The sequence below is a fragment of the Sanguibacter sp. Leaf3 genome, assembly GCF_001425965.1.
In the GTDB taxonomy this organism is placed as follows: Bacteria; Actinomycetota; Actinomycetes; order Actinomycetales; family Cellulomonadaceae; genus Sanguibacter; species Sanguibacter inulinus.
The window spans coordinates 437,158-460,331 of sequence record NZ_LMRH01000002.1; the positions used below are offsets into that span (position 1 = coordinate 437,158).

Annotated in this window: 28 protein-coding genes and 1 other RNA gene; 15 read left to right on the top strand and 14 right to left on the bottom strand. The window is 70.8% G+C overall.

What is annotated here, in order from left to right:
• Window positions 1–444: 444 nt before the first annotated feature.
• Complete coding sequence (locus tag ASG53_RS09370; protein ID WP_156382738.1) at window positions 445–726, top strand: hypothetical protein; 282 nt, start codon at window positions 445–447, stop codon at window positions 724–726.
• A 13-nt stretch (window positions 727–739) separates the two neighbouring features.
• On the opposite strand, the gene ASG53_RS09375 is transcribed toward ASG53_RS09370, so the two are convergent.
• The gene (locus tag ASG53_RS09375; protein WP_056131920.1) at window positions 740–1,432 is read right to left on the bottom strand and encodes a hypothetical protein; all 693 of its coding nucleotides are present in this window, start codon (window positions 1,430–1,432) and stop codon (window positions 740–742) included.
• 164 nt (window positions 1,433–1,596) lie between these two features.
• Entirely contained in the window at window positions 1,597–2,166 is a 570-nt protein-coding gene (locus ASG53_RS09380) for a TetR/AcrR family transcriptional regulator (RefSeq protein ID WP_056131923.1), read from the bottom strand.
• A gap of 96 nt (window positions 2,167–2,262) precedes the next feature.
• Between ASG53_RS09380 and ASG53_RS09385 the strand changes: the two genes are divergently transcribed.
• The 6 genes from ASG53_RS09385 (at window position 2,263) to ASG53_RS09410 (ending at window position 7,649) form a co-directional block, all read left to right on the top strand.
• Entirely contained in the window at window positions 2,263–3,213 is a 951-nt protein-coding gene (locus tag ASG53_RS09385) for a saccharopine dehydrogenase (RefSeq protein WP_056131929.1), read from the top strand.
• Window positions 3,214–3,271: 58 nt separating this feature from the next.
• Entirely contained in the window at window positions 3,272–3,937 is a 666-nt protein-coding gene (locus ASG53_RS09390) for a hypothetical protein (RefSeq protein ID WP_056131933.1), read from the top strand.
• A gap of 53 nt (window positions 3,938–3,990) precedes the next feature.
• Complete coding sequence (locus ASG53_RS09395) at window positions 3,991–5,073, top strand: RDD family protein (RefSeq protein WP_056131936.1); 1,083 nt, start codon at window positions 3,991–3,993, stop codon at window positions 5,071–5,073.
• 73 nt (window positions 5,074–5,146) lie between these two features.
• Window positions 5,147–6,097: a Nif3-like dinuclear metal center hexameric protein gene (locus tag ASG53_RS09400; protein ID WP_056131939.1), complete on the top strand. Its 951-nt coding sequence runs from the start codon at window positions 5,147–5,149 to the stop codon at window positions 6,095–6,097.
• A complete protein-coding gene (locus ASG53_RS09405; protein WP_056131943.1) occupies window positions 6,094–6,843 on the top strand; it encodes a zinc ribbon domain-containing protein in 750 nt (249 codons plus the stop codon). Before ASG53_RS09400 ends, ASG53_RS09405 begins: the two co-directional genes overlap by 4 nt.
• A gap of 2 nt (window positions 6,844–6,845) precedes the next feature.
• Window positions 6,846–7,649 carry a histidine phosphatase family protein gene (locus tag ASG53_RS09410; protein ID WP_082543948.1) on the top strand — a complete coding sequence of 268 codons (804 nt, stop codon included), beginning with the start codon at window positions 6,846–6,848 and terminating at the stop codon, window positions 7,647–7,649.
• 4 nt (window positions 7,650–7,653) lie between these two features.
• On the opposite strand, the gene ASG53_RS09415 is transcribed toward ASG53_RS09410, so the two are convergent.
• A complete protein-coding gene (locus ASG53_RS09415) occupies window positions 7,654–8,409 on the bottom strand; it encodes a phosphotransferase (RefSeq protein WP_056131945.1) in 756 nt (251 codons plus the stop codon).
• Between the two features lie 115 nt (window positions 8,410–8,524).
• Here ASG53_RS09415 and ppk2 point away from each other — a divergent pair, with 115 nt between their 5' ends.
• On the top strand, window positions 8,525–9,445 hold the full coding sequence (gene ppk2 / locus ASG53_RS09420; RefSeq protein WP_082543949.1) for a polyphosphate kinase 2: 921 nt from the start codon (window positions 8,525–8,527) through the stop codon (window positions 9,443–9,445).
• A gap of 58 nt (window positions 9,446–9,503) precedes the next feature.
• Here ppk2 and ASG53_RS09425 read toward each other — a convergent pair whose 3' ends face one another.
• From ASG53_RS09425 to ASG53_RS09445, 5 genes are all read right to left on the bottom strand, one after another.
• Window positions 9,504–10,280, bottom strand: a complete 777-nt coding sequence (locus ASG53_RS09425) for a YaaA family protein (protein WP_056131948.1) — start codon at window positions 10,278–10,280, stop codon at window positions 9,504–9,506.
• Window positions 10,281–10,328: 48 nt separating this feature from the next.
• Complete coding sequence (locus ASG53_RS20600; protein ID WP_327286726.1) at window positions 10,329–10,634, bottom strand: YbdD/YjiX family protein; 306 nt, start codon at window positions 10,632–10,634, stop codon at window positions 10,329–10,331.
• Between the two features lie 20 nt (window positions 10,635–10,654).
• Window positions 10,655–13,021, bottom strand: a complete 2,367-nt coding sequence (locus tag ASG53_RS09435) for a carbon starvation CstA family protein (protein WP_082543950.1) — start codon at window positions 13,019–13,021, stop codon at window positions 10,655–10,657.
• 94 nt (window positions 13,022–13,115) lie between these two features.
• On the bottom strand, window positions 13,116–13,667 hold the full coding sequence (locus ASG53_RS09440; RefSeq protein WP_056131951.1) for an NUDIX domain-containing protein: 552 nt from the start codon (window positions 13,665–13,667) through the stop codon (window positions 13,116–13,118).
• An 11-nt stretch (window positions 13,668–13,678) separates the two neighbouring features.
• Complete coding sequence (locus ASG53_RS09445) at window positions 13,679–14,134, bottom strand: DUF7832 domain-containing protein (RefSeq protein WP_056131954.1); 456 nt, start codon at window positions 14,132–14,134, stop codon at window positions 13,679–13,681.
• 48 nt (window positions 14,135–14,182) lie between these two features.
• Between ASG53_RS09445 and ASG53_RS09450 the strand changes: the two genes are divergently transcribed.
• The 4 genes from ASG53_RS09450 (at window position 14,183) to ASG53_RS09460 (ending at window position 16,183) form a co-directional block, all read left to right on the top strand.
• Complete coding sequence (locus ASG53_RS09450; RefSeq protein WP_056131957.1) at window positions 14,183–14,569, top strand: tautomerase family protein; 387 nt, start codon at window positions 14,183–14,185, stop codon at window positions 14,567–14,569.
• Window positions 14,570–14,647: 78 nt separating this feature from the next.
• Window positions 14,648–15,027, top strand: an RNA gene (gene rnpB / locus ASG53_RS13405) — RNase P RNA component class A.
• Window positions 15,028–15,047: 20 nt separating this feature from the next.
• On the top strand, window positions 15,048–15,578 hold the full coding sequence (locus ASG53_RS09455; RefSeq protein WP_056131970.1) for a GNAT family N-acetyltransferase: 531 nt from the start codon (window positions 15,048–15,050) through the stop codon (window positions 15,576–15,578).
• Window positions 15,575–16,183, top strand: coding sequence for a hypothetical protein (locus ASG53_RS09460; RefSeq protein ID WP_056131972.1), 609 nt, complete (start codon window positions 15,575–15,577; stop codon window positions 16,181–16,183). The genes ASG53_RS09455 and ASG53_RS09460 overlap by 4 nt, the downstream gene beginning before the upstream one ends.
• 91 nt (window positions 16,184–16,274) lie before the next feature.
• On the opposite strand, the gene ASG53_RS09465 is transcribed toward ASG53_RS09460, so the two are convergent.
• Window positions 16,275–16,850, bottom strand: coding sequence for a hypothetical protein (locus ASG53_RS09465; protein WP_056131975.1), 576 nt, complete (start codon window positions 16,848–16,850; stop codon window positions 16,275–16,277).
• A gap of 207 nt (window positions 16,851–17,057) precedes the next feature.
• Complete coding sequence (locus ASG53_RS09470; protein WP_056134014.1) at window positions 17,058–17,474, bottom strand: phage holin family protein; 417 nt, start codon at window positions 17,472–17,474, stop codon at window positions 17,058–17,060.
• Between the two features lie 170 nt (window positions 17,475–17,644).
• Between ASG53_RS09470 and ASG53_RS20115 the strand changes: the two genes are divergently transcribed.
• Complete coding sequence (locus ASG53_RS20115; RefSeq protein WP_179912797.1) at window positions 17,645–17,803, top strand: hypothetical protein; 159 nt, start codon at window positions 17,645–17,647, stop codon at window positions 17,801–17,803.
• 161 nt (window positions 17,804–17,964) lie between these two features.
• Window positions 17,965–18,297: an STAS domain-containing protein gene (locus tag ASG53_RS09475; RefSeq protein ID WP_056131978.1), complete on the top strand. Its 333-nt coding sequence runs from the start codon at window positions 17,965–17,967 to the stop codon at window positions 18,295–18,297.
• Window positions 18,298–18,504: 207 nt separating this feature from the next.
• On the opposite strand, the gene ppgK is transcribed toward ASG53_RS09475, so the two are convergent.
• Both ppgK and map read right to left on the bottom strand, forming a co-directional pair.
• Window positions 18,505–19,281, bottom strand: coding sequence for a polyphosphate--glucose phosphotransferase (ppgK, locus tag ASG53_RS09480; protein ID WP_056131980.1), 777 nt, complete (start codon window positions 19,279–19,281; stop codon window positions 18,505–18,507).
• Window positions 19,278–20,147: a type I methionyl aminopeptidase gene (gene map / locus ASG53_RS09485; protein ID WP_056131983.1), complete on the bottom strand. Its 870-nt coding sequence runs from the start codon at window positions 20,145–20,147 to the stop codon at window positions 19,278–19,280. The genes ppgK and map overlap by 4 nt, the downstream gene beginning before the upstream one ends.
• A gap of 126 nt (window positions 20,148–20,273) precedes the next feature.
• On the opposite strand from map, the gene ASG53_RS19850 reads away from it, so the two are divergent.
• Window positions 20,274–20,450 carry an SPOR domain-containing protein gene (locus ASG53_RS19850; protein ID WP_156382739.1) on the top strand — a complete coding sequence of 59 codons (177 nt, stop codon included), beginning with the start codon at window positions 20,274–20,276 and terminating at the stop codon, window positions 20,448–20,450.
• 108 nt (window positions 20,451–20,558) lie between these two features.
• Here the strand turns inward: ASG53_RS19850 and panB are convergent, their stop codons facing one another.
• Both panB and ASG53_RS09495 read right to left on the bottom strand, forming a co-directional pair.
• Window positions 20,559–21,422 carry a 3-methyl-2-oxobutanoate hydroxymethyltransferase gene (gene panB, locus ASG53_RS09490; protein ID WP_056131987.1) on the bottom strand — a complete coding sequence of 288 codons (864 nt, stop codon included), beginning with the start codon at window positions 21,420–21,422 and terminating at the stop codon, window positions 20,559–20,561.
• Window positions 21,423–21,499: 77 nt separating this feature from the next.
• Window positions 21,500–23,161 (bottom strand): NAD+ synthase, encoded by a 1,662-nt coding sequence (locus ASG53_RS09495; protein ID WP_056131989.1) that lies wholly within the window; start codon window positions 23,159–23,161, stop codon window positions 21,500–21,502.
• Window positions 23,162–23,174: the final 13 nt, after the last annotated feature.

The following is a 23,174-nucleotide window of genomic DNA, read 5'->3' on the forward strand; positions in this document are numbered from 1 at the left end:
GAGTCCTTTCCTGTCGAGCATCTTTGTTCGAAGGTGACCCGGGTCCTCAGGGGCCGCGACGGTGGTCGAGGGTTCGGCGGTCGTCCATGACCTGACCTGGAGGATGTGTCGCGGTGGACTGTACACGGTCACAGTCCCAGAGGGCGAGGCTTTCGAGGCAGGAGAACGTTCTGTGTGTGCCCGGCGCCGCACGACTGAGTCACGTACTGTGACCGCGCACAGTTGATGGCCCACTCCGACGAGGTGTCGGCCGAGACGCGACGGTCGTCGACGGAGGTGAGACCAGCGAGCCAGGACGGCCCGGGACACAGCGGTGGGGCCGTGCCGACGCTCTTCTCGGGCGGGTGACGAGCACTGCGCCTAGGGTTGGGTGTCCGACCCGTGCCCGGTCCGCCCTGGCGGTCGGCGATGCGCGGGACCGAGACCCCGACCACAGGAGCCGACATGACGTACGACGCCAGACCCCCGCTCCCCGACGCGCCCCGACCTGCCCGGCCCACCGGCCTCGACGGGCTCGCGCAGCTGCGCCCCGCCGTCGCCGTGGCGCTCGCGGTCCTCGGGCTCGCCTTCCTGGCCTTCGGGATCGTCCAGGGTCAGCTCTGGGCCGGGGCGATCGGTGTCGTCCTCCTCGTCGACAGCGCACTCCTGCGCTACATCGCGACCCGTGCCCGCCGCGCACCGGGACCTGACGGCATGCGGCCGGGCAAGACGCCGGGCCTGCTCTAGCCAGCCCCCGGGGTCAGCCCATGAGGTCGAGCACTGCCACCCCGGCGCCCAACGCCCACTCCTCGGTTAGTGCTGCCAGCTGGGGGACGTCCTGGAGGGCGACACCGCCTGAGGTGAGGACGACGACCACGCCGTCCCGCACCACCTGGACACCTGTCGCGTCGAGCTGGGCGGCTGGGTCGTAGCCTCCGCCGACCTTGAGGGCCCAGGCGCCTGCGGCCGAGACCGCGGGGTCGTCGACGACCCACCCCAGCGGCTCCATGCTCTCCGCGGTGTACTCGGGGTCGTGGGACACGCCCAGGGAGATGAAGCCGTACCGATCGAGGGCCGTGCTCGATCCGTCTGTCTCGGGCGTGTACCAGCTGCAGCCGAGGGCGGCGCCGGTGGCCCCGGTGGCCACACCGTTCTCGCTCTCGTCGAGCTCGACGAGGCCTTCGACCACGGGTCCGAGCACTGCCTTCACCTCGTCGCAGGTGGGGAAGTCCCCGGCCGTCGCGCCAGGCGCATCGTCGGTCGCGGTCGCGGTCGCGGTCGCCGTTGCGGGCTCGGCGCTGGGCTCCGGTGCCGAGGTGCTCGTCGCTGCCAGGCTTGCTGCGGGAGCGGGTGTGGCCTCGCTGTCTGCTGGGCCGCTGCACCCGCTGAGGAGGGCACCTGCCAGCGCGAGGGCGAGGAGCGAGCCTGTACGGGGCGTCGTCGTCGGTGTCATGGGACGGACCGTTCCTTGTGCGTGATGTCGACGGGAGAGCCGCTGCCGTGGGCCCGCGGCCTACGACGGTGGTGTACCACCCTCTCGCTCGTCGGCGCACCCCCTGTCCGCTGCGCGAGCAGGTCGCTCCCCGGCGCGAGCAGGTCGCCCTGCGGGCGTCGTGGTCAGGCGGCCAGGGCGCTCGTCACCGTCGCGATGATGGCGCTCTCCGCCTCGTCGGCCGCCAGCCGGCCCGACGCGACCTCCGCGCAGGCTGTGTGCAGCGTCGAGTAGACGACGGCCGTGAGCCAGCCCGCGCTCAGGTCAACGCGGAACGTCCCCGAGCCCTGCCCACGCTCGATGATCTCCTGTACCCGGGCGAGCACACCGTCGTGCGACGCGCGCACGTGATCCGTGCCCAGGGCTGCCAGCGCCGCGTCGAGCGCGGCGCTGTTGGCCTCGACCTGGCGCCACGAGGACCTGATGAGCCGGACGAGCGCGTCGAGGGGGTCGCCGGACAGGTCGACCTCGGCGAGCAGCCGGTCTGACTGCTCGACCGCTGCGGCGAGCGCGGCCTCGACCAGCTCGTCGCGGCCGGCGAAGTGCCCGTAGAGCGTCACCCTGCCGACGCCTGCCGCCGCGGCGATGGCCGACATCGACGCATTCGGGTCCCGCGCGAAGAGCGTCAGGGCGCTCGCGAGGATCGCCTCGCGATTGCGTCGGGCATCCGAGCGTCGTGGGGAGGTGGTGGTCACAGGCTCAGGCTAGCCGACGTCGCACCGATCTCAAACAGCGGTGTTCATGTTGTGCTAGGTTCCATCTCAAACACCACTGTTCGAGAAGAGGATCTGATGACGTCCCCCGCCCCACTCCAGCCCCAGCCCAGCAGCTCCGCACTCACGGTCCTCGCCCTCGGCGGCTACGGCGCAGCCGGCAGCTACGCCGTCGAGCACCTGCGCTCCCGCGGGCACACCGTGACGACAGCCGGACGGGATGCGACCCGCGCCGATCTGGTCCTCGACCTCGGCGACCTCACCGCCGTCGCGCGCGCCGCTGCATCGGCCGACATCGTCCTCAACACCTCCGGACGCGAAGACCCGCGCGTGGTCACCGCCGCGACAGGAGCCGGAGCGGCCTTCGTCGACATCACCGCGACAGCGACCTACATCGCCGGCATCGAGGCTCTCGACCTCGCCGCACCTGTCGCGCTCAGCGTCGGCATCGCCCCCGGGCTGACCAACCTGCTGGCGCACGCCGCAGCCAGGCAGAGCACCCTCCCGCTCGACGTCGCGATCGTCCTCGGTGCCGGTGAGCAGCACGGTGCTGCCGGGGCCGCCTGGGTCTACGGGATGCTCGGGCAGAGCTTCGTGGACCCCGCGACAGGGTCGCCGGTCCGCAGCTACACCCGCCCTGCCACCTTCGACCTCCCCACGGGGCGCCGCCGCCTGTACCGCACAGACTTCTCCGACCAGACGACCCTGACCGCAGAGCTCGACCGCCCCGTCCGCAGCTATTTCGGCCTCGACTCACGGTTCGCGACGACCTCCCTCGCCGCGCTCACCTGGGTACCCGGAGCACGGCACCTGCCGACCAGCATCCCCATGCCCGGCGGTGAGCGCTGGTACCTCCAGGTCCGCGACGCCGAGCGCGTCCACGGCAGCGCCACGGGCGTCGGGCAGTCCCGCGCCACGGGGCTCATGGCGGCCCTCGCTGTCGAACGGGTGCGGGCCGCTGGTGCTGGGGTGCACCACCTGCCGTCGCTCATGAGCGTCGAGGACGTCGACCTCACGGTCTTCGGATAGCCCGGGCAGGGGCCTACGGCCCTGGTCCCCGGGGGCTGATCACGACTAGGTTCGGTCCATGACAGCCGCCGCCATCGTCGACCTCAGCGCGCTCGCCCCTCTGACCGGGCTCGTCGAGCAGGAACGCCAGGACCGCCTGTCTGCCGGCACGGAGGAGACGAGCCCCGACTCCTCCGCTCCTGAGATGTCCGACGAGAAGATCCGCGCGGGAACTGGACGCGGCTGGGACGAGTGGGTCGCGCTCGCCGCGGACGGTCCGGGCCGGGGAGCCTCGCACTCAGAGATCGCCACCTGGGCGGGGGAGCAGCACGGCCTCGCCGGGTGGTGGGCGCACGGCGTCGCCGTCGGAGTCCGACGGCTCACCGGGCAGCGGGTCCCCGGCCAGATGGCCGACGGGTCCTTCGCCGTGAGCAAGACCGCGACCCTCTCGGCGGACGAGAGCGACCTCCGGACGGCGCTCCTCGACGAGGGCACCCGTGCCGCTCTGCTCCCCGGTCTCGACGTCACGCTCCGGTCCAAGCCGACCTCCAAGGCGCTGCGTCTCGCGCTCGCCGACGGCAGCGCTCCGCTCGGCAGCATCCTCTTCACCCTCGCGACAGCGGGGGAGGGACGCTGCCGGGTCACGGTCAGCCACGAGAGGCTCACCTCGGCAGCCGACGGCGAGCGGTGGAAGGCCTTCTGGGCTGGGTGGCTCGCCGTGGTCGCGGGTGCGCTGCGCACCTGACCTCGCCCACGCCCCTCTTCGGTCCGGGCGGACGCCCGTGCCAGGATGGTCTGATGGTCATCGCCGACTCCCGCCCCGACGTCGTCCCCGAGGTCCTCGACGACAGGAGCTACGCCGCGTGGTCGTCACGCGTGGTCGCCGTGATCATCGACGGCTTCGTCCTCGGGGGCTTGATCTTCCTCGTCGCCGGGGCCGCGTACGGGACCAGCACCTTCACGCTCCCGGTGCCGTTCCCGGACTCTGACGGCCTCACCCTCGCAGGCCTGACCTGGGGGAGCAAGGTCGCCGTCGCCGCCGCCGTGCTCTCCCTCGTGCTGCTCCAGGCCTACGGCGGTGCGACTCCCGGCAAGCGCATCGTCGGCATCGCAGTCGTCGACGACCAGACCGGCCAGCCCGTCGGGCTCGTGCGCACGGTGCTGCGCGACCTCGCCCACCTGCTCGACGCCATCCTCTGCATCGGGTACCTGCGCCCCCTCTGGCACCCGGAGGAACGCACCTTCGCCGACTCGCTCCTCGGGACCGTCGTCCTGCGGACACGGACCGTGCGCGCCCACCCGCTCGTGGCCCGGATCGCCACACGCCGTGACGGCACCTGGACCGGGCGGCCGGGCGCGCGCGGGACGATCGGCGAACCGGCGACCGGCGAGTGGGAGAACCGCGTCACCGGAGGGGTCGCTGTCGTGAGCGTCGTGCTCGCGTGCTTCTCGTTCCCCTGGTCGACCGCAGGATCGAGCAGCTCCGACATGGTCGACTGCGGCTTCCCGATCCTCGACTCTGGCTCCTTCGCGCCGACGGGCGTGACGATCCGGGCGGACAGCAGCGTCACCTCCGAGCGACGGTTCTGGGTCGAGCGGACGACCTTCAACCCGGCGCAAGAGGTCACAGCGAGCTGGAGGTGGCACCGCAGCACTGCAGAGCCGACTACCGTCGAGCTCGTGGTCACCGGTGCCGACGGCACCGAGGAGATCACCAACACGGTCTTGCCTGCAGGAACGCCCGACGGTGCCACGGACGTCGACGGGACCCCGTTCGGCGACCTCACGCTCGGTGTGAGCGACCTCGGGCCGGGATGGACGGCGGAGTCGTCCGTGATCATCGACGGTCAGGTCGTCTCCAGCTGTTCGCTCAACAGCTGACGGACGCCCGTCGACCGGTCGTGCCTCGCGCCGGGTCCAGCGCCAGCCACCCGCCGGACGGTAACCTGCCACAGTGACCGACGAGCCAGGACAGCCCACCGACACCAGCCCGTCTCCGACGCTCGCCCGCGTCGTCGACCTCCTCGACGAGCGCTACCCGCCGTCGACCGCGGAAGACTGGGACGCCGTCGGCCTCGTCGTCGGCGACCCGCAGCGCCAGGTGCGCCGCGTGCTCTTCGCCGTCGACCCCGTCGCGGACGTCGTCGACGAGGCGGTCGCCTGGGGTGCCGACCTCGTCGTCACCCACCACCCCCTCCTGCTGAAGGGCGTCCACTCGGTCGCCGCCACGACGGTCAAGGGCTCGGTCGTCCACAGGCTCGTCGAGGCCGGGTGCGCGCTCTACGTCGCGCACACCAACGGCGACGCCGCCGAGCGCGGCGTCAACGACGCGCTCGCAGACCTCCTGGGCATCGTCGACCGCCGGCCGCTCGACCCGCACGAGCCCGGTGCGGCGACGGGCCTCGGGCGGGTCGGTCGCCTCGCCAGCCCCACGACGTTGCGGGCCTTCGCCGAGCACGTCGCGGCTGTCCTGCCCGCCACGGCCCAGGGCGTCCGGGCCTCGGGTGACCTCGACGCGACGGTCGAGACCGTCGCCGTGCTCGGGGGCTCGGGCGACTCCTTCATCGGTGCCGCGCGCGCCGCCGGGGCCGACGTCTACGTCACCTCCGACCTCAAGCACCACGGCGTGTCCGAGGCCCGCGAGCAGGCGCGCCTCGACGCTCTGGCAGCGGGAGCACCGGCGGGCAGCGGCACGCCGTTCCTGATCGACACCGCGCACTTCGCGAGCGAGTGGCCCTGGCTCGCCTACGCAGCCGAGGACCTCGTGCACGACTGCACCGCCGACGGCACTACGGTGGTGACCAGAGTCAGCGTCCTGCGCACCGACCCGTGGACCGCACGGTTCGGCTCGCCTGACGCCGACGACCTGAACTCTGAAGACCCAACGGAAGGACACCAGCTGTGACCAAGGCCCCTGTCGAGGACCAGCGCCGACTCCTGGACGTCCAGGCGCTCGACACCCGAGCCCAGCAGCTCGTGCACCGTCGCACCACGCTCCCCGCGCTCGCGACGGTCAAGGAGATCGACGGACAGCTCGCCGACCTCAACAGCGCTCTGGTCGCGTCGAGGACCGCCGCGAGCGACCTCCGCCGCGAGCTCGCCAAGGCCGAGGGCGACGTCGAGCAGGTGCGCACGCGTGCCACCCGCAACCAGCAGCGCCTCGACTCGGGCGCCGTCGGCGCCAAGGACGCCCAGGCCCTCGTGAGCGAGCTCGAGTCGCTCGGCCGCCGCCAGGAGGCTCTCGAAGAGGTCGAGCTCGAGGTCATGGAGCGTCTCGAGGCCCACGAGGACACCCTCGCGAAGCTCGACGAGGCGCACCAGAAGACCGCCGACGCGAAGGCCGCCGCCCTCGCCGAGGTCGACGCCCAGACCGCGGAGATCAACGCCCAGCTCGAGGTCGTCCAGGCCGACCGGGCGAAGGCCGTCGACGGGCTCGACGCCGCGCTCGTCACGCTCTACGACAAGATCCGCACGCAGCTCGGTGGCCAGGGTGCCGCAGCGCTGCGCGGCGGTCGTTGCGAGGGCTGCCAGCTCGACATGAACCAGACCGACCTCTCCGCGATCCGTGCCGCAGCCCCTGAGGACGTCGTGCGCTGCGAAGAGTGTGGGCGCATCCTGGTCCGTATCAAGGACGACCGCCCGAAGGAGTGACGATGAGCCAGACGCCGGAGACCACCGGGGGAGCAGGACCGCGTGAGCCGGGAGAGACGATCACCCCCGACGAGGCTGCCGAGCACCAGGTCTCCGGCGGGGACGTCGGCCACACCCGGCTCCAGGTCGCCCGTCCGACGGGCGCGACATACCGTCCTGACACCGACGAGCCGCTCACCGCGATCCTCATCAGGCACGGCGTCACGCCCCACACGACGAGCGGCGCCTACTCGGGCGGCGGGGTCCCCGGACCGAGCCTGAGCGGGCACGGCCGGATCCAGGCCGCGCAGGCCGCCGACCTGGTGCACCGCATCGGACGGCAGATCTGGCCCGACGTCCCGCGTGCTACGGCGATCGTCGCCTCCCCGATGATCCGTACGCAGGAGACGGCGACGGCGATCAGCCGCCGGCTCGGCCGCGCTGTGGTGACCGACCCACGCCTGGCCGAGGGCGACTTCGGCGAGTGGGAGGGGCTGACCTCCGACGAGATCGAAGAGCGGTGGCCTGGTCAGCTGCGCGACTGGCACGAGACCGGCACCTTCGCGATCCCCGGGGGCGAGTCGATCGCCCAGACCGGGCAGCGCCTCGCAGGAGCGATGGACGACCTCATCGCGAGCAGCCTCGGCAAGACCGTCGTCGTGGTCTCGCACGCCGTCGCCCTGCGATCGGTCATCGGGACGGCCTTCGGGGCGCCGGCCTCGCAGTGGCACCGCATCCGGATCGCCCCGGCGTCGGTGAGCATGATCCGGTACTGGGCCGACGGCACGTCGGAGATCACCGCGATCGGCATCCCGCCCGAGATCTGACCGGTCAGCGACCGCGCAGCGCGCGCCGCCAGGTCTCCTCGTGCGCGCGGGCGTACCGGGTGGCCTCGCGCCAGTGCGACCCGTGGCCCGCGGTGTACATGGTGCCCCAGGGCTCGCGGCCCGTCTCGTGCGCGGAGCGCAGCAGATCGTGCATCGCTGCGGTGCGGCGGCCCAGCGTCTGCGGGAGCTCGTCTCGCAGCGCCTGGTCGGCCCCGTATCCCTCGACGAAGGCTGCCAGGCCAGCTGCGGCCTCGGCCGGGTCGATCCTGGAGTCGTTGATCGTGAAGGACTGGGCGGCGTAGGCGAGGTCCCACAGCCGGGTGCTCGGACCGGCCCCGTCCCAGTCGATGAACACCCACCGCTCACCGACGAGCAGGTTCCAGGGCGCGAGGTCGTTGTGGCAGACGAGGTCCGCGCCTGTCGTCGGGAGCAGGTCCTCCCACGGGACGGCCGGGTCGGGGACGAGGTCGCGGGTCGCGTCGTGGATCGACCTGACCAGCCGTCCGACGCGAGCCAGCTCTTCGTGGGTCAGCGGCGGGGAGTCCATGGCGAGCGTCCCCGGGATCATCTCGAGCACCTGGCGGCCCTGCTCGTCCTGGCCGATCACCTCGGGGACGTCGACACCAGCCGCGCGGACCCGTCGCATCACCTCGTGGACGGCAGGCGTCGCGGCGGTCCACGGCTTGCGGACTGTCTCCCCGACCCGCACCACGCCCTGCGACGCGTTGCCCCCGGACAGTGGCTCTTCGGTGTCGGTCATCGTCTGAGGCTATCGGGGTCTCCCGGCCGGGCCGTGCAGGCGGGCTGGGGTGCATGATGGGTCGCAGCACCACACGTCGGCCCTGCTCGTGGGCCCGCACCGAGGAGGACGTCCGATGGCGAACGACACCAGCTCATCCCGCTCCCGCCGCTCGAAGGCGACCGAGCCGGTCCCGGCCACGGAGGCCGGCGACGTCCACGTCCCCGGAGGTCCCCAGGACACGGGCGACGACTCTCCGCCGAAGCTGCCCAAGCTCAAGAAGTCCGTCTACGAGGCAGAGCTGTTCAGGCTGCAGTCCGAGCTCGTCAAGCTCCAGGAGTGGGTGCGCGAGTCGGGCGAGCGGCTGGTGATCGTCTTCGAGGGGCGCGACGCCGCAGGAAAGGGCTCGGCGATCAAGCGCGTCACGCAGTACCTCAACTCCCGGCACGTGCGCGTCGCCGCGCTGCCGGCACCGACCGAGCGGCAGAAGTCTCAGTGGTACTTCCAGAAGTATGTCGAGCACCTGCCGGCCGCGGGAGAGATCGTCCTCTTCGACAGGTCTTGGTACAACAGGGCGGGCGTCGAGAGGGTCATGGGGTTCTGCACGCCTGCCGAGCACAAGCGTTTCATGGCGCAGTGCCCGGTGTTCGAGCAGCTGCTCATCGACGACGGCATCATGCTCCGCAAGTACTGGTTCTCCGTCTCGGACGCCGAGCAGGAGAAGCGTTTTGCGTCGCGGCTCGAAGACCCGATGCGCCAGTGGAAGCTGTCGCCGATGGACCTCGAGTCGATCGCCCGCTGGGAGGACTACTCCCGCGCGAAGGACGACATGTTCATCCACACCGACACCCCGGCCTCGCCGTGGTTCGTGGTCGAGAGCGAAGACAAGAAGCGGTCGCGGATCAACATGATCTCCCACCTGCTCTCGACGGTGCCCTACGAAGAGGTGACCCACCCGCCGATCTCCCTGCCGGAGCGCCCGGCGTCGACCGGCTACAGGCGCACCCCGCGCGAGCTCCAGACCTACGTGCCGGACCACGCGTCGACGCTGGGGTGAGTCGCGGCGGACTGCGACGGCGCTGTGCCGAGGAGCGCGGCGTCGGACGGCGTCCGGGTCAGACGACGACGAGCTCGAGGGTCGACGCGCCGTTCTTGCCGTCGAGCAGCGTCGCGTCGAGCAGCGCGCCGCCGACGAGCTCGTGCGCGGCCTTGAGGACTTCTTCGGCGGTGCGCGGTTGCTCGCCCGCGCGGGTGAGCAGGTGGCGGGTGAGGACCCCGCGGGTGTGCTTCGCGTTGTGGGAGACGACAGACCGCTTGCCGTCGAGCTCGCGCAGCACGCGGACGCTCACCCAGTCGGTGCTCTTCGCGGGCTTCCACGCGGCGAGGTAGGCGGCCGAGCGGCAGTCGACCACGACGTCGCCGGTCGCGAGCGGGCTCAGCACCTTCTCGAGGTGGGGCCGCCACGTCGGGGCCAGCGGGCCGACGCCCGGGAGGTCGGTGCCCATCGACAACCTGTAGGCGGGGATGACGTCGTCGGGGGAGACCGCACCCCAGAGGGCTGAGACCGTGCGGACCGAGGCAGCGGCCAGCGCAGCCTGCTCGACCGTGAGGTCGTCGAGCCCGGCGGCCGCGTAGAGGACCCCTGTGTAGACGGACGCAGCCCGGGCGGCGGGCTCGGAGTCGAGCCGGGTGTTGCGGGCGACGTCCTCAGCCAGGCTCGGCCCGACGCCGAGGACGTGGAGGGCATTCTTGCGGGCACTGGCCTTGGCGAGGGCCCGCATGACCTTCGTGCGGTGCCGGGTGAGCGACGGGGCGCTCAGGGCGGCGAGGTCGACGGGCGTCCCTGCGGTCGCCGGAGACTTGCCTTCAGACGGGGGCAGCAGGATCAGCACCCGGAGAAGTCTAGTCAGCGGCGAGAGGTGGGGACGCCCGTCGTCGGCTCAGCAGCAGCGGGCGACGGGTGCCCGCTCCGCCTCGTCGGTCCGCTGCCGCCAGAACGCCCGTTCGGTCAACGGTTCGACCCCCGGGTGGAGTACCTCGTGCCGGGCGACGTACTTGGCGTAGGCGGTGTCGCCCATGAGCTCGTGCACGTACCACCGGATGCCGGAGGCGGCCCGGGTCATGTGGTGCCAGGACCGGCGGAGCAGACGGGTGGCGGGGCTCCGCCGGGACGCCGGGTCGTGAGCCGCGGCGTTCGACCCTGTCGTCACGTCGACGTCGTGAGCGACGACCTCGCGATCCGTCACCTGCGTACCTCCCACGCTCCTCATCGTCCCGCTCCGTCCGGTCCGTCGGAGGCACCGGGTGAGCGACCGCCGGGACCGTGCCCGTCGTGCCCGCCGCGCCTGGGCGCCGGCCTGCCGCCCGCCGCGACCTCCGCCTCGAGCTCCTTCTCGGCTGGCGTCGCGAGCAGGTGCTGCGGTGCGAAGAGCGAGGACTCCTCGAAGGGGTCCTCCGAGGTCGTGACCTCCCCAGGGGACCTCAGTGCGACCCAGATCGCCCGTGCTGCCGTGACGAGCAACGCGGCGACCATGAGCACGAAGATGATCGACAGCGTCCCCTGGACCGTGGTGTTCCGCACGACGGCCTCGGCGTCTGCGAGAGCCGCCGCGTCGGTGAACTCACCGGCGGCGATGCGGTCCTGGTAGAGCGAGCGCTGTGCGAAGTACCCGATCGCTGGGACGTCGGAGAAGATCTTCTGCCACGACGCCGTGAAGGTCACGACCACGTCCCACACGAGCGGCACGAGCGGGATCCACACCCACCGCACGTACCCGCGGCGCACGACCATCACGGTGACGATGGTCAGCGCTGCTGCGGCCAGCAGCTGGTTGGCGATACCGAACAGCGGGAACAGCGTCCGGATCCCGCCGAGCGGGTCTGTCACGCCCATCATGAGCAGCGCACCCCACGCTCCGACGACCACAGCGGTCGACAACCAGCTGCCGAGCCGCCACGAGGGGTTGCGGAACCGTGGCACCCAGTTGCCGAGAGAGTCGGAGAGCATGAACCGCGCGACCCGGGTGCCGGCGTCGACCGTCGTGAGGATGAACAGGGCCTCGAACATGATCGCGAAGTGGTACCAGAACGACATCATCGCCTTGCCGCCGAACACGTTGTGCAAGATGTTCGCCATGCCGACGGCGAGGGTCGGTGCGCCACCGGTCTTGGAGACCACCGAGGGCTCGCCGACGTCGGAGGCGACGGCGTCGAGAGCCTCGGCCCCGGTGAGCGTCACGATCTCGCCGTCGATCTCGGTCTCCCACGACACCTCGACGGGGTCGCCCGCGATGTCGGTGATCCCGAGACCGTCGACGGCCTCGACAGCACCCTGGGTGGTGCCCTGCGTCATGGCCTCGGGCATGTTCATCGCGAAGTACACGCCCTGGTTGAGGGAGATCGCGGCGACGAGCGCCATGATCGCCACGAAGGACTCCATGAGCATGCCGCCGTAGCCGATGAGCCGGACCTGCGACTCCTTCTGGACCATCTTGGGCGTGGTGCCTGAGGCGACCGTCGCGTGCAGCCCGGAGAGGGCTCCGCAGGCGATGGTGATGAACAGGAAGGGGAACAGCGAACCCGAGAACACCGGGCCCTCGCCGTTGCTCGCGAACTCGGTGACCGCGGGCATCTGGACCATCGGCATGACGACGACGATGCCTGCGGCGAGCACGAGGATCGTGCCGACCTTCATGAACGTCGACAGGTAGTCCCGCGGGGTGAGCAGCAACCACACCGGCAGCACCGCGGCGCCGAAGCCGTAGATGATGAGCGCCCACGTGAGAGCCACGGGGGAGAGGTGGAACACCTCGCCGAAGGAGCTCTCGGCGACGTAACGACCGCCGACGATCGCCGCGATGAGCAGCACGAAGCCGACGAGCGAGATCTCGGTGACCCGCCCCGGCCGGATGAACCGCAGGTACACGCCCATGAACAGCGCGATCGGTATGGTGCAGCCGATCGAGAACACACCCCACGGGCTCTCCGCGAGGGCGTTGACGACCACGAGGGCGAGGACCGCCAGGACGATCATCATCATGACGAAGACGACGACCATCGCGATGGTCCCGCCCACCCGGCCGATCTCGTCGCGAGCCATCTGACCGAGCGACCGGCCGCCGCGCCGCAGCGAGAAGAACAGCACGAGCATGTCTTGCACGCCGCCCGCGACGACCACGCCGAAGATGATCCACATGGTCCCCGGCAGGTACCCCATCTGTGCCGCGAGGACAGGCCCGACGAGCGGCCCGGCGCCGGCGATCGCGGCGAAGTGGTGGCCGAAGAGCACCCGACGGTCGGTCGGGTCGAAGTCCTTGCCGTTGTCGATGCGCTCGGCAGGTGTCGCCCGGCGGTCGTCGGGACGCATGAGGCGACGCTCGATGAAGCGCGCGTAGAACCTGTACGCGAAGGAGTACGTGCAGACCGACGCGACGATGAACCAGATCGTGTTGACCTGCTCGCCGCGGACGATCGCGATCATGGTCCAGCCCAGACCTCCGAGCAGACCGATCGCGACCCAGAGGGCGATCTTCGGCGGGGTCCACCGATGCTTCTCGACGATCCCGACAGGGGCGCCGGCATCGTTGCGCAGCACCTCAGGGGCGGAGTCTGGGTCGGTCAGGGAGGTCGTCATCGAAGCTCCTTCGCTCAGCGCGCACCGGTGAGGTGCGGTCCTGGAGGAAGGCTAGCCGACGTGGACGAGATGTGCGCTTCGTGTATGAATCGTCCTATCGCACCCGACCGAGGGCGAGCGCCGCGTACATGAGCGCGGCGACCGTCTCGCCGTCGGTGATCGTCCCGTCCCGGACGAGGTCCAGGGCCTGTGCCCACGGGACCGTCCGCGTCCCGACGATGCCCTCCTCCGCCTGCTCGTGCGCCTGCGCGGAGGGACGGAGGCCCCGTGCGAGGAACACGTGCTCGGGGGCGTGGCACACACCGTTGAGCGTGAGCATCGAGCCGATGGGCTCCCACGAGTCGGCCTCGAGCCCGGTCTCCTCGCGCAGCTCGCGCTGCGCGGCGAGCAGCAGGTCTTCACCGTCGGAGCCGCCTGCGGGGACCTCGAGCGACATCTGGCCGATGGTGTAGCGCTCGAGCTCGACGAGCACCACCTCGTCGTCGTCCGTGAGGGCGACGACGAACACCGCAGGGTTGCGGATCTCGACGACGCCGTAGATGCCTTCGGAGCCGTCAGGCCTCTCGACGGCGTCTTCGCGGACCCGGATCCACGGGTTCTCGTACGCGACGGTCGACGACAGGGTCGTCCATGCAGAGGTGGTCATCGTCGTGCCTCTCAGCTGAGGAACGCAGGACGGCCGTCGTGCAGCCACTGCTCGAAGCGGTAGGAGATCATCGGGCCGACGCGGTCGTAGCTCTCCTGGGTGTCCGGCACCTTGTACAGCGTGTCGATCCCGGGGACGTCCGAGAAGGCCTCTGCGTAGTCGGACAGGAAGGTGACGTCCCCGCCGGCCCCCTCGTAGTACGCCATCGCGAAGTCCGCACCGGTCTTCGACAGGACGGCGTCTCCGAGCTGGCCGTCGAACCAGGTGAGCAGGAACTCCGCGCCTGACATGGTGCCCGCCTGCACGGCGAAGATGTCCTCGGGTGCGTCGGCGAAGACCTCGTCCGACAGGTGCTGGGCCCGGATCAACCAGGTGAGGAACATGCCGATGTGTGTCGCACCGGCCTCGGGTGGGAGACCCTCGGGGAAGTCTCCCTCGGTGTGCCAGGAGGCGTCGTCGAACTTCATGCACACAATCCTTGCACGGGTCCCCGGCACGCCCCTAAGGTCGCCCGCATGGGTCAGATCATCGTGCACGGCAGGCGCTCGCAGTGGCGCGACCAGCGTCAAGAGCTCTCCGACGCGCTGCACGCCGCGCTCGTCGACGCCTGGCAGTACCCGCCCGAGAAGAAGTTCCAGCGCTTCGTCTGGCTCGACGACGACGACCTCGTCGCCCCGCAGCGCGGCCCCCGGTACCTCGTCGTCCAGGTGGTCGCCTTCACCGGACGCAGCCGTGAAGCCCGGCGAGAGCTGATCCGGCAGATGTACGAGCGCGTCTGCGGTCCGCTCGACCTACCCGTCGACGACCTCGAGATCGTCCTGATCGAGAGCCCCCGCGAGAGCTGGGGCATCCGCGGGGTCAGCGGCGACGAGCTGACGCTGGGGTACACGGTCGAGGTGTGAGCCTCGGCGGGGGACGAGCTCGGGAGCCGGGAGGTGCGGCCCCGACCACTCCGGGTCGCGTACCCTTGGGGACGCGGATGAGTTGGCCAGACGACCGCGTCAGGGCTTCGGCCCTGCCGAGGAACGTCCGGGCTCCACAGAGCGAGGTGGTGGGTAACGCCCACCCGGGGTGACCCGCGGGACAGTGCCACAGAGAACAGACCGCCACAGACGTCCGCGTCTGGGGTAAGGGTGAAACGGTGGTGTAAGAGACCACCAGCGCGCCAGGTGACTGGCGCGGCTAGGTAAACCCCACCTGGAGCAAGGTCAGACAGGGTGTGTTCGAGGGCTGCTCGCCCGAGCACCCGGGTAGACCGCTAGAGGCGTGCGGCAACGTACGTCGTAGATGGATGGTCGTCACCCGCGTGCGGGCAACTGCGCGCGGGACACAGAACCCGGCGTACCGGCCAGCTCATCCGCCCTCGCTAGAGTCAGGGTCGTGCCTGACCACGACCCCGGACCCGCAGACGAGACCTCTCCAGCCGAGGTCCGTGAAGCGCGGTTCCCGCAGGACTCCACAGTCGTCTCTCGGCTTGTCACCGCCTACCTCCGTCAGACGGAGTCAGAGAAGGCCGAGCACGCTCTCGCAGACGAGCACGTCGACGGGTCGCTCCCCGCGCGCTACCAGTCCGAGGTCGACGACCCGGCAGCCGCCTTCGCGAGCTCCACGGTGCTGCTCGGAGTGGCAGACGGGGAAGCAGTCGCCATGGTCGTCCTCTCTGCCGAGGCGGGGGCAGCGTCGATCGCGCGCTTCTGGGTCGACCCCGCCTACCGCGGGCACGGTGTCGGCAGACGTCTGCTCGCCGAGGCGCTCGCGCGGCTCCCACGGCCCGTGCGGCTCTCGGTGTGGGACTGGCGGACCCCGGCCATCCACACCTACGAACGCTCCGGCTTCGCGGTCGTCCCGTCGTGGGAGAGCCGGGAACGGCTGGTCTGCATGGAGCTGCGGACCGATAGCATCGAGCGATGACGACCATCGACGCGCCCCAGCCGGACTCCCGATCAGTCATCCGCACGACTGCGGCCACCACGGCCTTCGTCGTGGGGTGGTACGCCCTCCCGGACTACGTGCGGTCCAAGACCGCGCGCACGGTCCTCAAGACCGCAGGCCTCGCAGCCTTCGCTGCTCTGGGGATCCGCGACATGCGCCACGACGACACCTGGCAGAAGACCGTCGCCACGGTCCGTGGGACCGGCACACCGCCGTGGAAGCTCACCGACCAGACCTTCGACGGGTCTCGCGCGTCCCAGGCTGCGTCCGACGGGACACAGGCCTCCGACGCACCAGCAGGCGAGGGGACCGGCACGCAGACGACACCCTCGACCGTCGCCCCCGACGGGATGGACCGCACGACCCAGGTCGCGGCGCTCGCAGGCGCCGGTCTGGTCCTCGTGGGCAGCAGCGTGCTCACGGTCGTCGTCGAGAAGAAGGTGTTCCACCGCAACGAGGCTCGTGCCACGCGCGGGGTCCGCCTGCCGCACACCCGCAGCGCGCTGCTCTTCGGGGCGCTCACCGCGCTGGTCGCGGTCCCGGACGTCTTGCACAGCCGCGCCGCGGAGTCCGCGCAGCGCTGACGAGTCGACCGCTCGGTCGCCCCGGGGCACCGCCGGAGGTCAGGAGCCCTAGGCCGTGGTCCGCGCCCCGACGACTCGCCAGAGTCTCAGCTCACCAGCACGTCGCCGAGGACGAGGCGCAGACGTAGGCCGAGGCGAGGAAGAGCATGAAACCCGAGAAGGCCAGGAGCGGGCTCAGGGCGACCAGGCCGAGGGTCGAGACCATCAGTGCGACGGACGGGCGGCCCCTCGGCGATGTCCGTCCCCAGCCGTCTCGCGGCTGCGGCCGGACCAGCTCGACCAGCAGGAGCAGCACGGCCACCACGCACGAGGCCAGCAGCCACGGTCCGAGCGTGAAGGTCATGACGATGAGGTTCCACGAGCCGCGCCCCCACCACTCGGGCAGACCGAGCGGCAGGGTGAGTGTCGTCATGAGCGCGGAGAGCGTGGCCCCCAGCACGAGGGCGGCAGGCGCACCCGCCAGGACTGTCGCCGCGACGAGCAGGCGGTGAGGCGCTGCTGGTCCTGCGAGGGAGGCTGCGCCGCCGCCGGTCGCGGCCGTCGACCTGTACTGCGCGAGCCTGCGCTCGCGGGGCGACAGCTCGGGGACCACGGGCTCGTCGGGCACGACGTCGCGAGGCGGCCGCGTCACGTAGGACCGCGGCACACGGCCGTCGGGCTCGCTCATCCGTCCTGACTCCTCTGCTGCACGCGGGTCGGCCTTCGGCCCGTCCCTACGGTAGGGCCGCTGCGCGCCGCCGTCGATGGGGAGGAGTCCCGATCGTCGAGGCACTGTCCGTGCAGGTCAGCAGCGGTGGCAAAGCACCCAGCGACGGCGAAGCTGGCGTCAGCCGGCACCTAGGTCACGTCGAGTGCCTGCCGACGGCTCGCGCGCTCAGGACGTCTGCTGCGGGCGCCGACCCCGCGGGACGCGCTCGCCGTTCGCGGCCTTGCGGAGCAGCACGAAGGGCAGGAAGAAGGTCGCGAGCGCGGTCACCAACCAGACGATGATCGTGGCGAGCACCCAGGTGCTCACGCCACGGATCGTCAGGCTGTCGCCGACGAAGGATGCGACGAGCAGGGCGACGTAGCAGGCGAGCAGCCCGATCCCGCCGAGGAAGGCCGGTGCGTACCGCGAGACCATCTTGGCGATGAACGGTGCCAGCACGCTCTGGATCACGGCGAACACGACCACCGTCACGACGAAGCCTGAGGCCGTGATCGAGAAGTCGTCGAGGACGGCGTCGGCGGCCAGCAGCCCGAGGGCGGCCGACGCGAGGAAGATGAGCGTCCTGAGCAAGAACCTGATCATGAGCTGCTCCTCGGTGCTGCACGTGCAGGTGGCGGTCACCCCATGGTGCGAACCTAGCGAGGATCGTGTGCCAGCGCGAGACCTCTGCGGTCCTCGTGTGCTGCTGGGGGTGGGGTGGGGGCGTCCCGGCTGCGCGTGCGGGAGGAGGGGGCCCGATCTACGGTCAGCACATGAACATCATCATCGGCATCCTCATCGTCTGGGCCGTCCTGGCCGTCCTCGGCTTCGTCATCAAGGGCCTCCTGTGGCTCGCCGTCATCGCACTCGTGCTCTTCGCCGCGACAGTCCTGTGGGGGATGCTCAAGCGAGGCGCGTCGTCCAGGTCGTGACTGGCCGCTCCTGACTGAGGGAATCCTTACCGTATGGAAAGCGTCAAGACATTGCCAAGAGCAAGAATCCGCGCCTAGACTCGTCGGAGATCTGGTGGCACCGGGCTCGGCCCGGCGCGGGGGCACCAGCTCCGACGACATCGTCAGGAAGTGGTTTCGGCATGGACAGCATCGACACCAGGGTGAGCGGCATCGGCCTCCTCGAAGAGCCGGGGCGGAGCGTCCTGCAGATGTGGGGCGAGGTCGACAGCGCGCTGCGGCCTGACGCGAGCGGCGCGCTCGCGAGGGCCCTGGACCGGAACCTGCCGGTCGTCATCGACACCTCGAAGGTCGAGTTCATCGACTCGACGGGCATCGCCTTCCTCGTACAGGTCTGCACCATCGGCCGCGACGAGGGCCTCGACGTCACGCTCGTCGACCCGCCGGCTGTCGTGAGCGACGTGCTCGCGATGCTCGGCGTCGACGAGCTGGTCGGCCCGCAGCCCAAGCGCTGACAGCACGCCCTCAGCGCGGCCCAGGACAGGGCGCACTGCGCAGTCTCTCGTCCTCCAAGGTCGGTACCTGACCGGGCGAGCTATGCGTTTACCGACGCAGCCGCAGCGCGCCCGACCACGCCACAGACGCCAGCAGCCCTCGACCGTCTCCGGTCGAGGGCTGCTGCTGTGCTCGGCCCCGCACGGGGCCGCGGGGGAGAGCCGTGGTCAGTCGGCGTCTGCCGCCAGACGAGCCGCCCCGACGATCCCGGCCGCGTTGCGCAGCTTCGCCGGGATGATCGGTGCGCGCAGGTCGAGCAGCGGCAAGAACTTCTCGTGGTGCTTGCTCACGCCACCGCCGACGACGATGAGGTCGGGGGAGAACAGGTACTCGACGGTCTCGAAGTAGCGCTGCAGGCGCTCGGCCCACTGCTCCCACGAGAGGTCGTCGCGGGTCCGTGCGCGGTCGGAGGCGCGGGACTCGGCGTCGTGCCCGTCGATCTCCAGGTGCCCGAGCTCGGTGTTGGGCAGCAGGTGACCGTCGACCAGGAGCGCGCTCCCGATGCCGGTCCCCAGCGTCGCCAGCAGGATGGTCCCGTCCTTGTCGCGGGCGGCGCCGTACACGGCCTCGCCAACTCCTGCGGCATCGGCGTCGTTCACGCCGATGACCGTGCGGTCCAGGGCCTTCGACACGATCTTGTCGAGGTTCACCCCGGCCCAGGACTGGTCGAGGTTGGCGATCGAGGGCACCACCCCGTGCAAGATCGGCGCGGGGAAGGCGATGCCCACGGGTGTCTTGTCCGGCAGGTCGAAGCTCGTGACGAGCTCCGCGATCACCGCGGTGACGGCCTCGGGTGTCGACCCCTCGGGGGTCGGGATGCGGACGCGGTCGGCGGCGAACTCGCCGGTCTTGAGGTCGACGGGGGCGCCCTTGATGCCGCTCCCGCCCACGTCGATGCCGAAGGCGATCTCGTGCGAGCTGTGACTCTTCTTCGAGTGACTCATGGCAGTGTCAGGATCTCCGCTCCGGTGTCGGTGACGACCAGCGTGTGCTCGAACTGTGCTGTCCGTCGACCGTCTGCTGTGACGACGGTCCATCCGTCGTCCCACATCGTCCAGTCGTTCGTGCCCAGGGTGAGCATGGGCTCGATGGTGAAGACCATCCCTGGCTCGATCACCGTGCTGTACTGCGGCGCGGCGTCGTAGTGGGGGATCACGAGGCCGGTGTGGAAGGCTTCGCCGACCCCGTGCCCCGTGTAGTCGCGGACCGTCCCGTAGCCGAACCGGTCTGCGTACTTCTCGATGACCCGCCCGATGACGTTGACCTCACGTCCGGGCTTGACGGCCTTGATCGCGCGGGCCAGCGCCTCCTGCGTGCGCTCGACGAGCAGCCGCGACTCCTCGTCGACGTCTCCGACGAGGAAGGTCGCGTTGTTGTCGCCGTGCACCCCGCCGATGTACGCCGTGACGTCCACGTTGACGATGTCACCGTCCTCGAGGACGGTCGAATCGGGGATCCCGTGGCAGATGACCTCGTTGATCGAGGTGCACAGCGACTTCGGGAACCCCCGGTACCCCAGGGTCGAGGGGTAGGCGTGGTGGTCGAGCATGTACTCGTGCCCGATCCTGTCGAGCTCGTCGGTCGTCACGCCGGGTGCCACGTGCTCGCCGACGAGGGCGAGGGCGCGGGCGGCGATCGTCGACGCCACGCGGATCCGCTCGATCACCTCGGGGGCGACGACGTCCGGCCCCGTGTACCGCGCCGGTCCGGGACGGCCCACGTACTCCGGGCGGGGGATCGACGCAGGGACCTGGCGTCGGGGACCGACGGTGCCAGGGACGAGCAGAGAGCTGGATCGCGCGGAAGACATGGGCCCAGTCTACGGACCAGGGCGTCCGCAGTCGCCAGGAGCGCGACCAGGGCAGGCGAGATGGTGGGCCCCCAGGCAGAATGGGTGCTCAGAGAGCGCCCCAGGCGCAGAGCTGAGGAGGGCCCCGTGGCCGAGTTCTACTTCAACACCAAGACCCGAGAGGTCGAAGAGGGCAAGCCGTCGTCGTGGACGAACCGGATGGGCCCGTACCCCACGCGCGACACGGCGCAGAAGGCGCTCCAGCAGGCCGACGCCCGTACCGAGGCGTGGGACGAGGCCGACGCGGAGGACGAACGGGCCTGACAGCCCGGACGAGCCCCGGTCGGCTCGCGCGACCGACAAGAGGAGAAGGCCCCGACGACAGATGTCGTCGGGGCCTTCTCGTCATCCTGGACCGGCAGCTGAGTCCGGTCAGTGCTCGTACTGGTGCTCGGGCCCCGGGAAGGTCGAGGACTGCACCTCGGCGACGTAGGACTGTGCCGCGTCGGACAGCGCCTGGCCGACCTGACCGAACTGCTTGGCGAACCGTGGCGACCACGCACCCATGCCGGCCATGTCGGTCCACACGAGCACCTGCCCGTCGACCTCGTTGCCCGCACCGATGCCGATCGTGGGGATCCGCAGGATCTCGGTGGCCCGTGCGGCGACGGGGGCGGGGACCATCTCGAGGACGACCGCCACGGCGCCGGCCTCCTGGAGCGCGAGGGCGTCCTCGCACAGCAGCTCGGCCGCCTCGTCGCCGCGACCCTGCACGCGCTTGCCGCCGAGCATGTTCTCCGACTGCGGTGTGAACCCGAGGTGCCCGAAGACCGGGATGCCCGCGCCGGTGAGGAGCGCGACGTGGGCGGCGATGCGCTTGCCGCCCTCGATCTTGACGGCCTGGGCGCCGGTCTCCTTGAAGATCCGCACCGCGGACTGGAGCGCCTGCTCGGGGGAGGCCTCGTAGCTGCCGAAGGGCAGGTCGACGACGACCATCGAGTGCTTGGCGGCGCGCGCGACCGCGCGGGCCGCGACGACCATCTCGTCGAGGGTCACCGGGATGGTGTTCTCGTGGCCCAGGACGTTGTCCCCGGCCGAGTCGCCGACGAGCAGCAGGTCGAGCCCGGCCTCGTCGAAGATCCGCGCGGTGATGGTGTCGTAGGCGGTGAGCATCGTGAGCTTGCGCCCGGCCTCCTTGTGCTCGGCCAGGTGGTGCACGCGGAACCGCTTGCGCTGTGCGGGTGCGACGGGGGTCTCGGCTCCGGTGCCGGAACCGGGGAGCGAGTGCTGTGCCATGTGTGCTGCCTCTGCGTCGTGGGTGGGTCTGCGTCAGACGGCCGAACAGGTCGTGACCGGCCGGGGGTGCGGGGGTGTCAGGCGTGCGGCTCGCGCCAGCGCGAGGTCACCGGGAGCCTGCGGTCGCGCCCGAAGGCGAGAGCCGTGACCTTGGGGCCGAGCGGGTACTGCCGGCGCTTCCACTCGGCACGGTCGACGAGGGAGACGACCTTGTCGACCACCTCTTCGTCGAAGCCGCGGGCGAGCAGCTCGGCCCGGCCCTCGGCGTGCTCGATGTACGCGTCGAGGACCTCGTCGAGCAGGTCGTAGGGCGGCAGGGAGTCCTGGTCCACCTGGCCCGGGCGGAGCTCGGCCGAGGGGGGCTTGGTGATCGAGCTCTCCGGGATCGGCGGGATCTGCCCGGCGTCGAGGGCCGCGTTGTTGCGCCAGCGCGAGAGCGCCCACACCTGCGACTTGTCGACGTCCTTGATGGGGGCATAGCCGCCGACGGCGTCGCCGTAGATCGTCGAGTACCCGACGGCGAGCTCGGACTTGTTGCCCGTCGCGAGGACGAGGTGCCCCTCGGCGTTCGACAGACCCATGAGGATCATGCCGCGCACACGCGCCTGGAGGTTCTCGGCGGCGACGTCCTGCAGGTCGAGCTGCCCCTGGAAGGCGTCGACCATCGGCGCGATCGGCTGGACCCTGTAGTGGGCGCCGATGCGCTTGGCCAGGTCCGCCGCGTCGTCCTTGGAGTGCTCCGAGGAGTAGGTCGAGGGCATCGAGACGCCGTAGACGTTCTCCCCGCCGATCGCGTCGGCGCAGATCGCGGCGACGAGCGCCGAGTCGATCCCGCCAGACAGACCGAGCACCACGCTGCGGAACCCGTTCTTGCGCACGTAGCCGCGCACACCCGTGACGATCGCCTGGTAGACCTCTTCCTCGTCGCCGAGCGGCGGGGCGAGCGGTCCACGGTGCTCGGGCTCGCCGTCAGCGGCGAGGTCCCACAGGAGCAGATGCTCGACGAACTGGGGTGCGCTCGTCAGGACCGAGCCGTCCTCGCCGACCACGAAGGACCCGCCGTCGAAGACGAGGTCGTCCTGGCCGCCGACCATGTTGACGTACGCGACCGGCGCGCGGAGCTCGTGGGCCCGGCGGGCGGCGAGGTCGGTCCGGGTGTGCCCCTTGCCCTCCTCGAAGGGCGAGCCGTTGAGCACGAGCAGCAGGTCGACCTCGGCCTGGGCGAGCTCGGCGACGGGTCCGCCGTCCTGCCAGATGTCCTCGCACACCACGAGCCCGACACGACGGCCCTGGATCTCGAGGATGCAGGGCTCGGCGCCCGGCGCGAAGATGCGGAACTCGTCGAAGACGCCGTAGTTCGGGAGGTGGTGCTTGTCGTAGGAGGCCGTCACCGCACCGTGCTGGAGGACGACGGCCTGGTTGGTCGGCCGGGTCCCGGGGCTCGTGCGCGTCACCTGCGGCGCCCCGACCGTGCCGAGCACGACGGTGAGGTCGCCCAGCCCGTCGGCGACCAGCTGGTCCGCGATCGTCTGCACGGCCGCGCGGGCGGCCCGCTGGAAGGACGCACGCAGCGCGAGGTCCTCGATCGGGTAGCCCGTGATCGTCATCTCGGGGAAGGCCACGACGTGGGCGCCCTCGGCCGCGGCGCGCCGCGACCACTCGAGGATGGTCCGGGAGTTCGTGTCGACGTCGCCGACGCACGTGTCGATCTGCGCAAGGGCGATCCTGATGTCCACCATGCGACCGACCCTA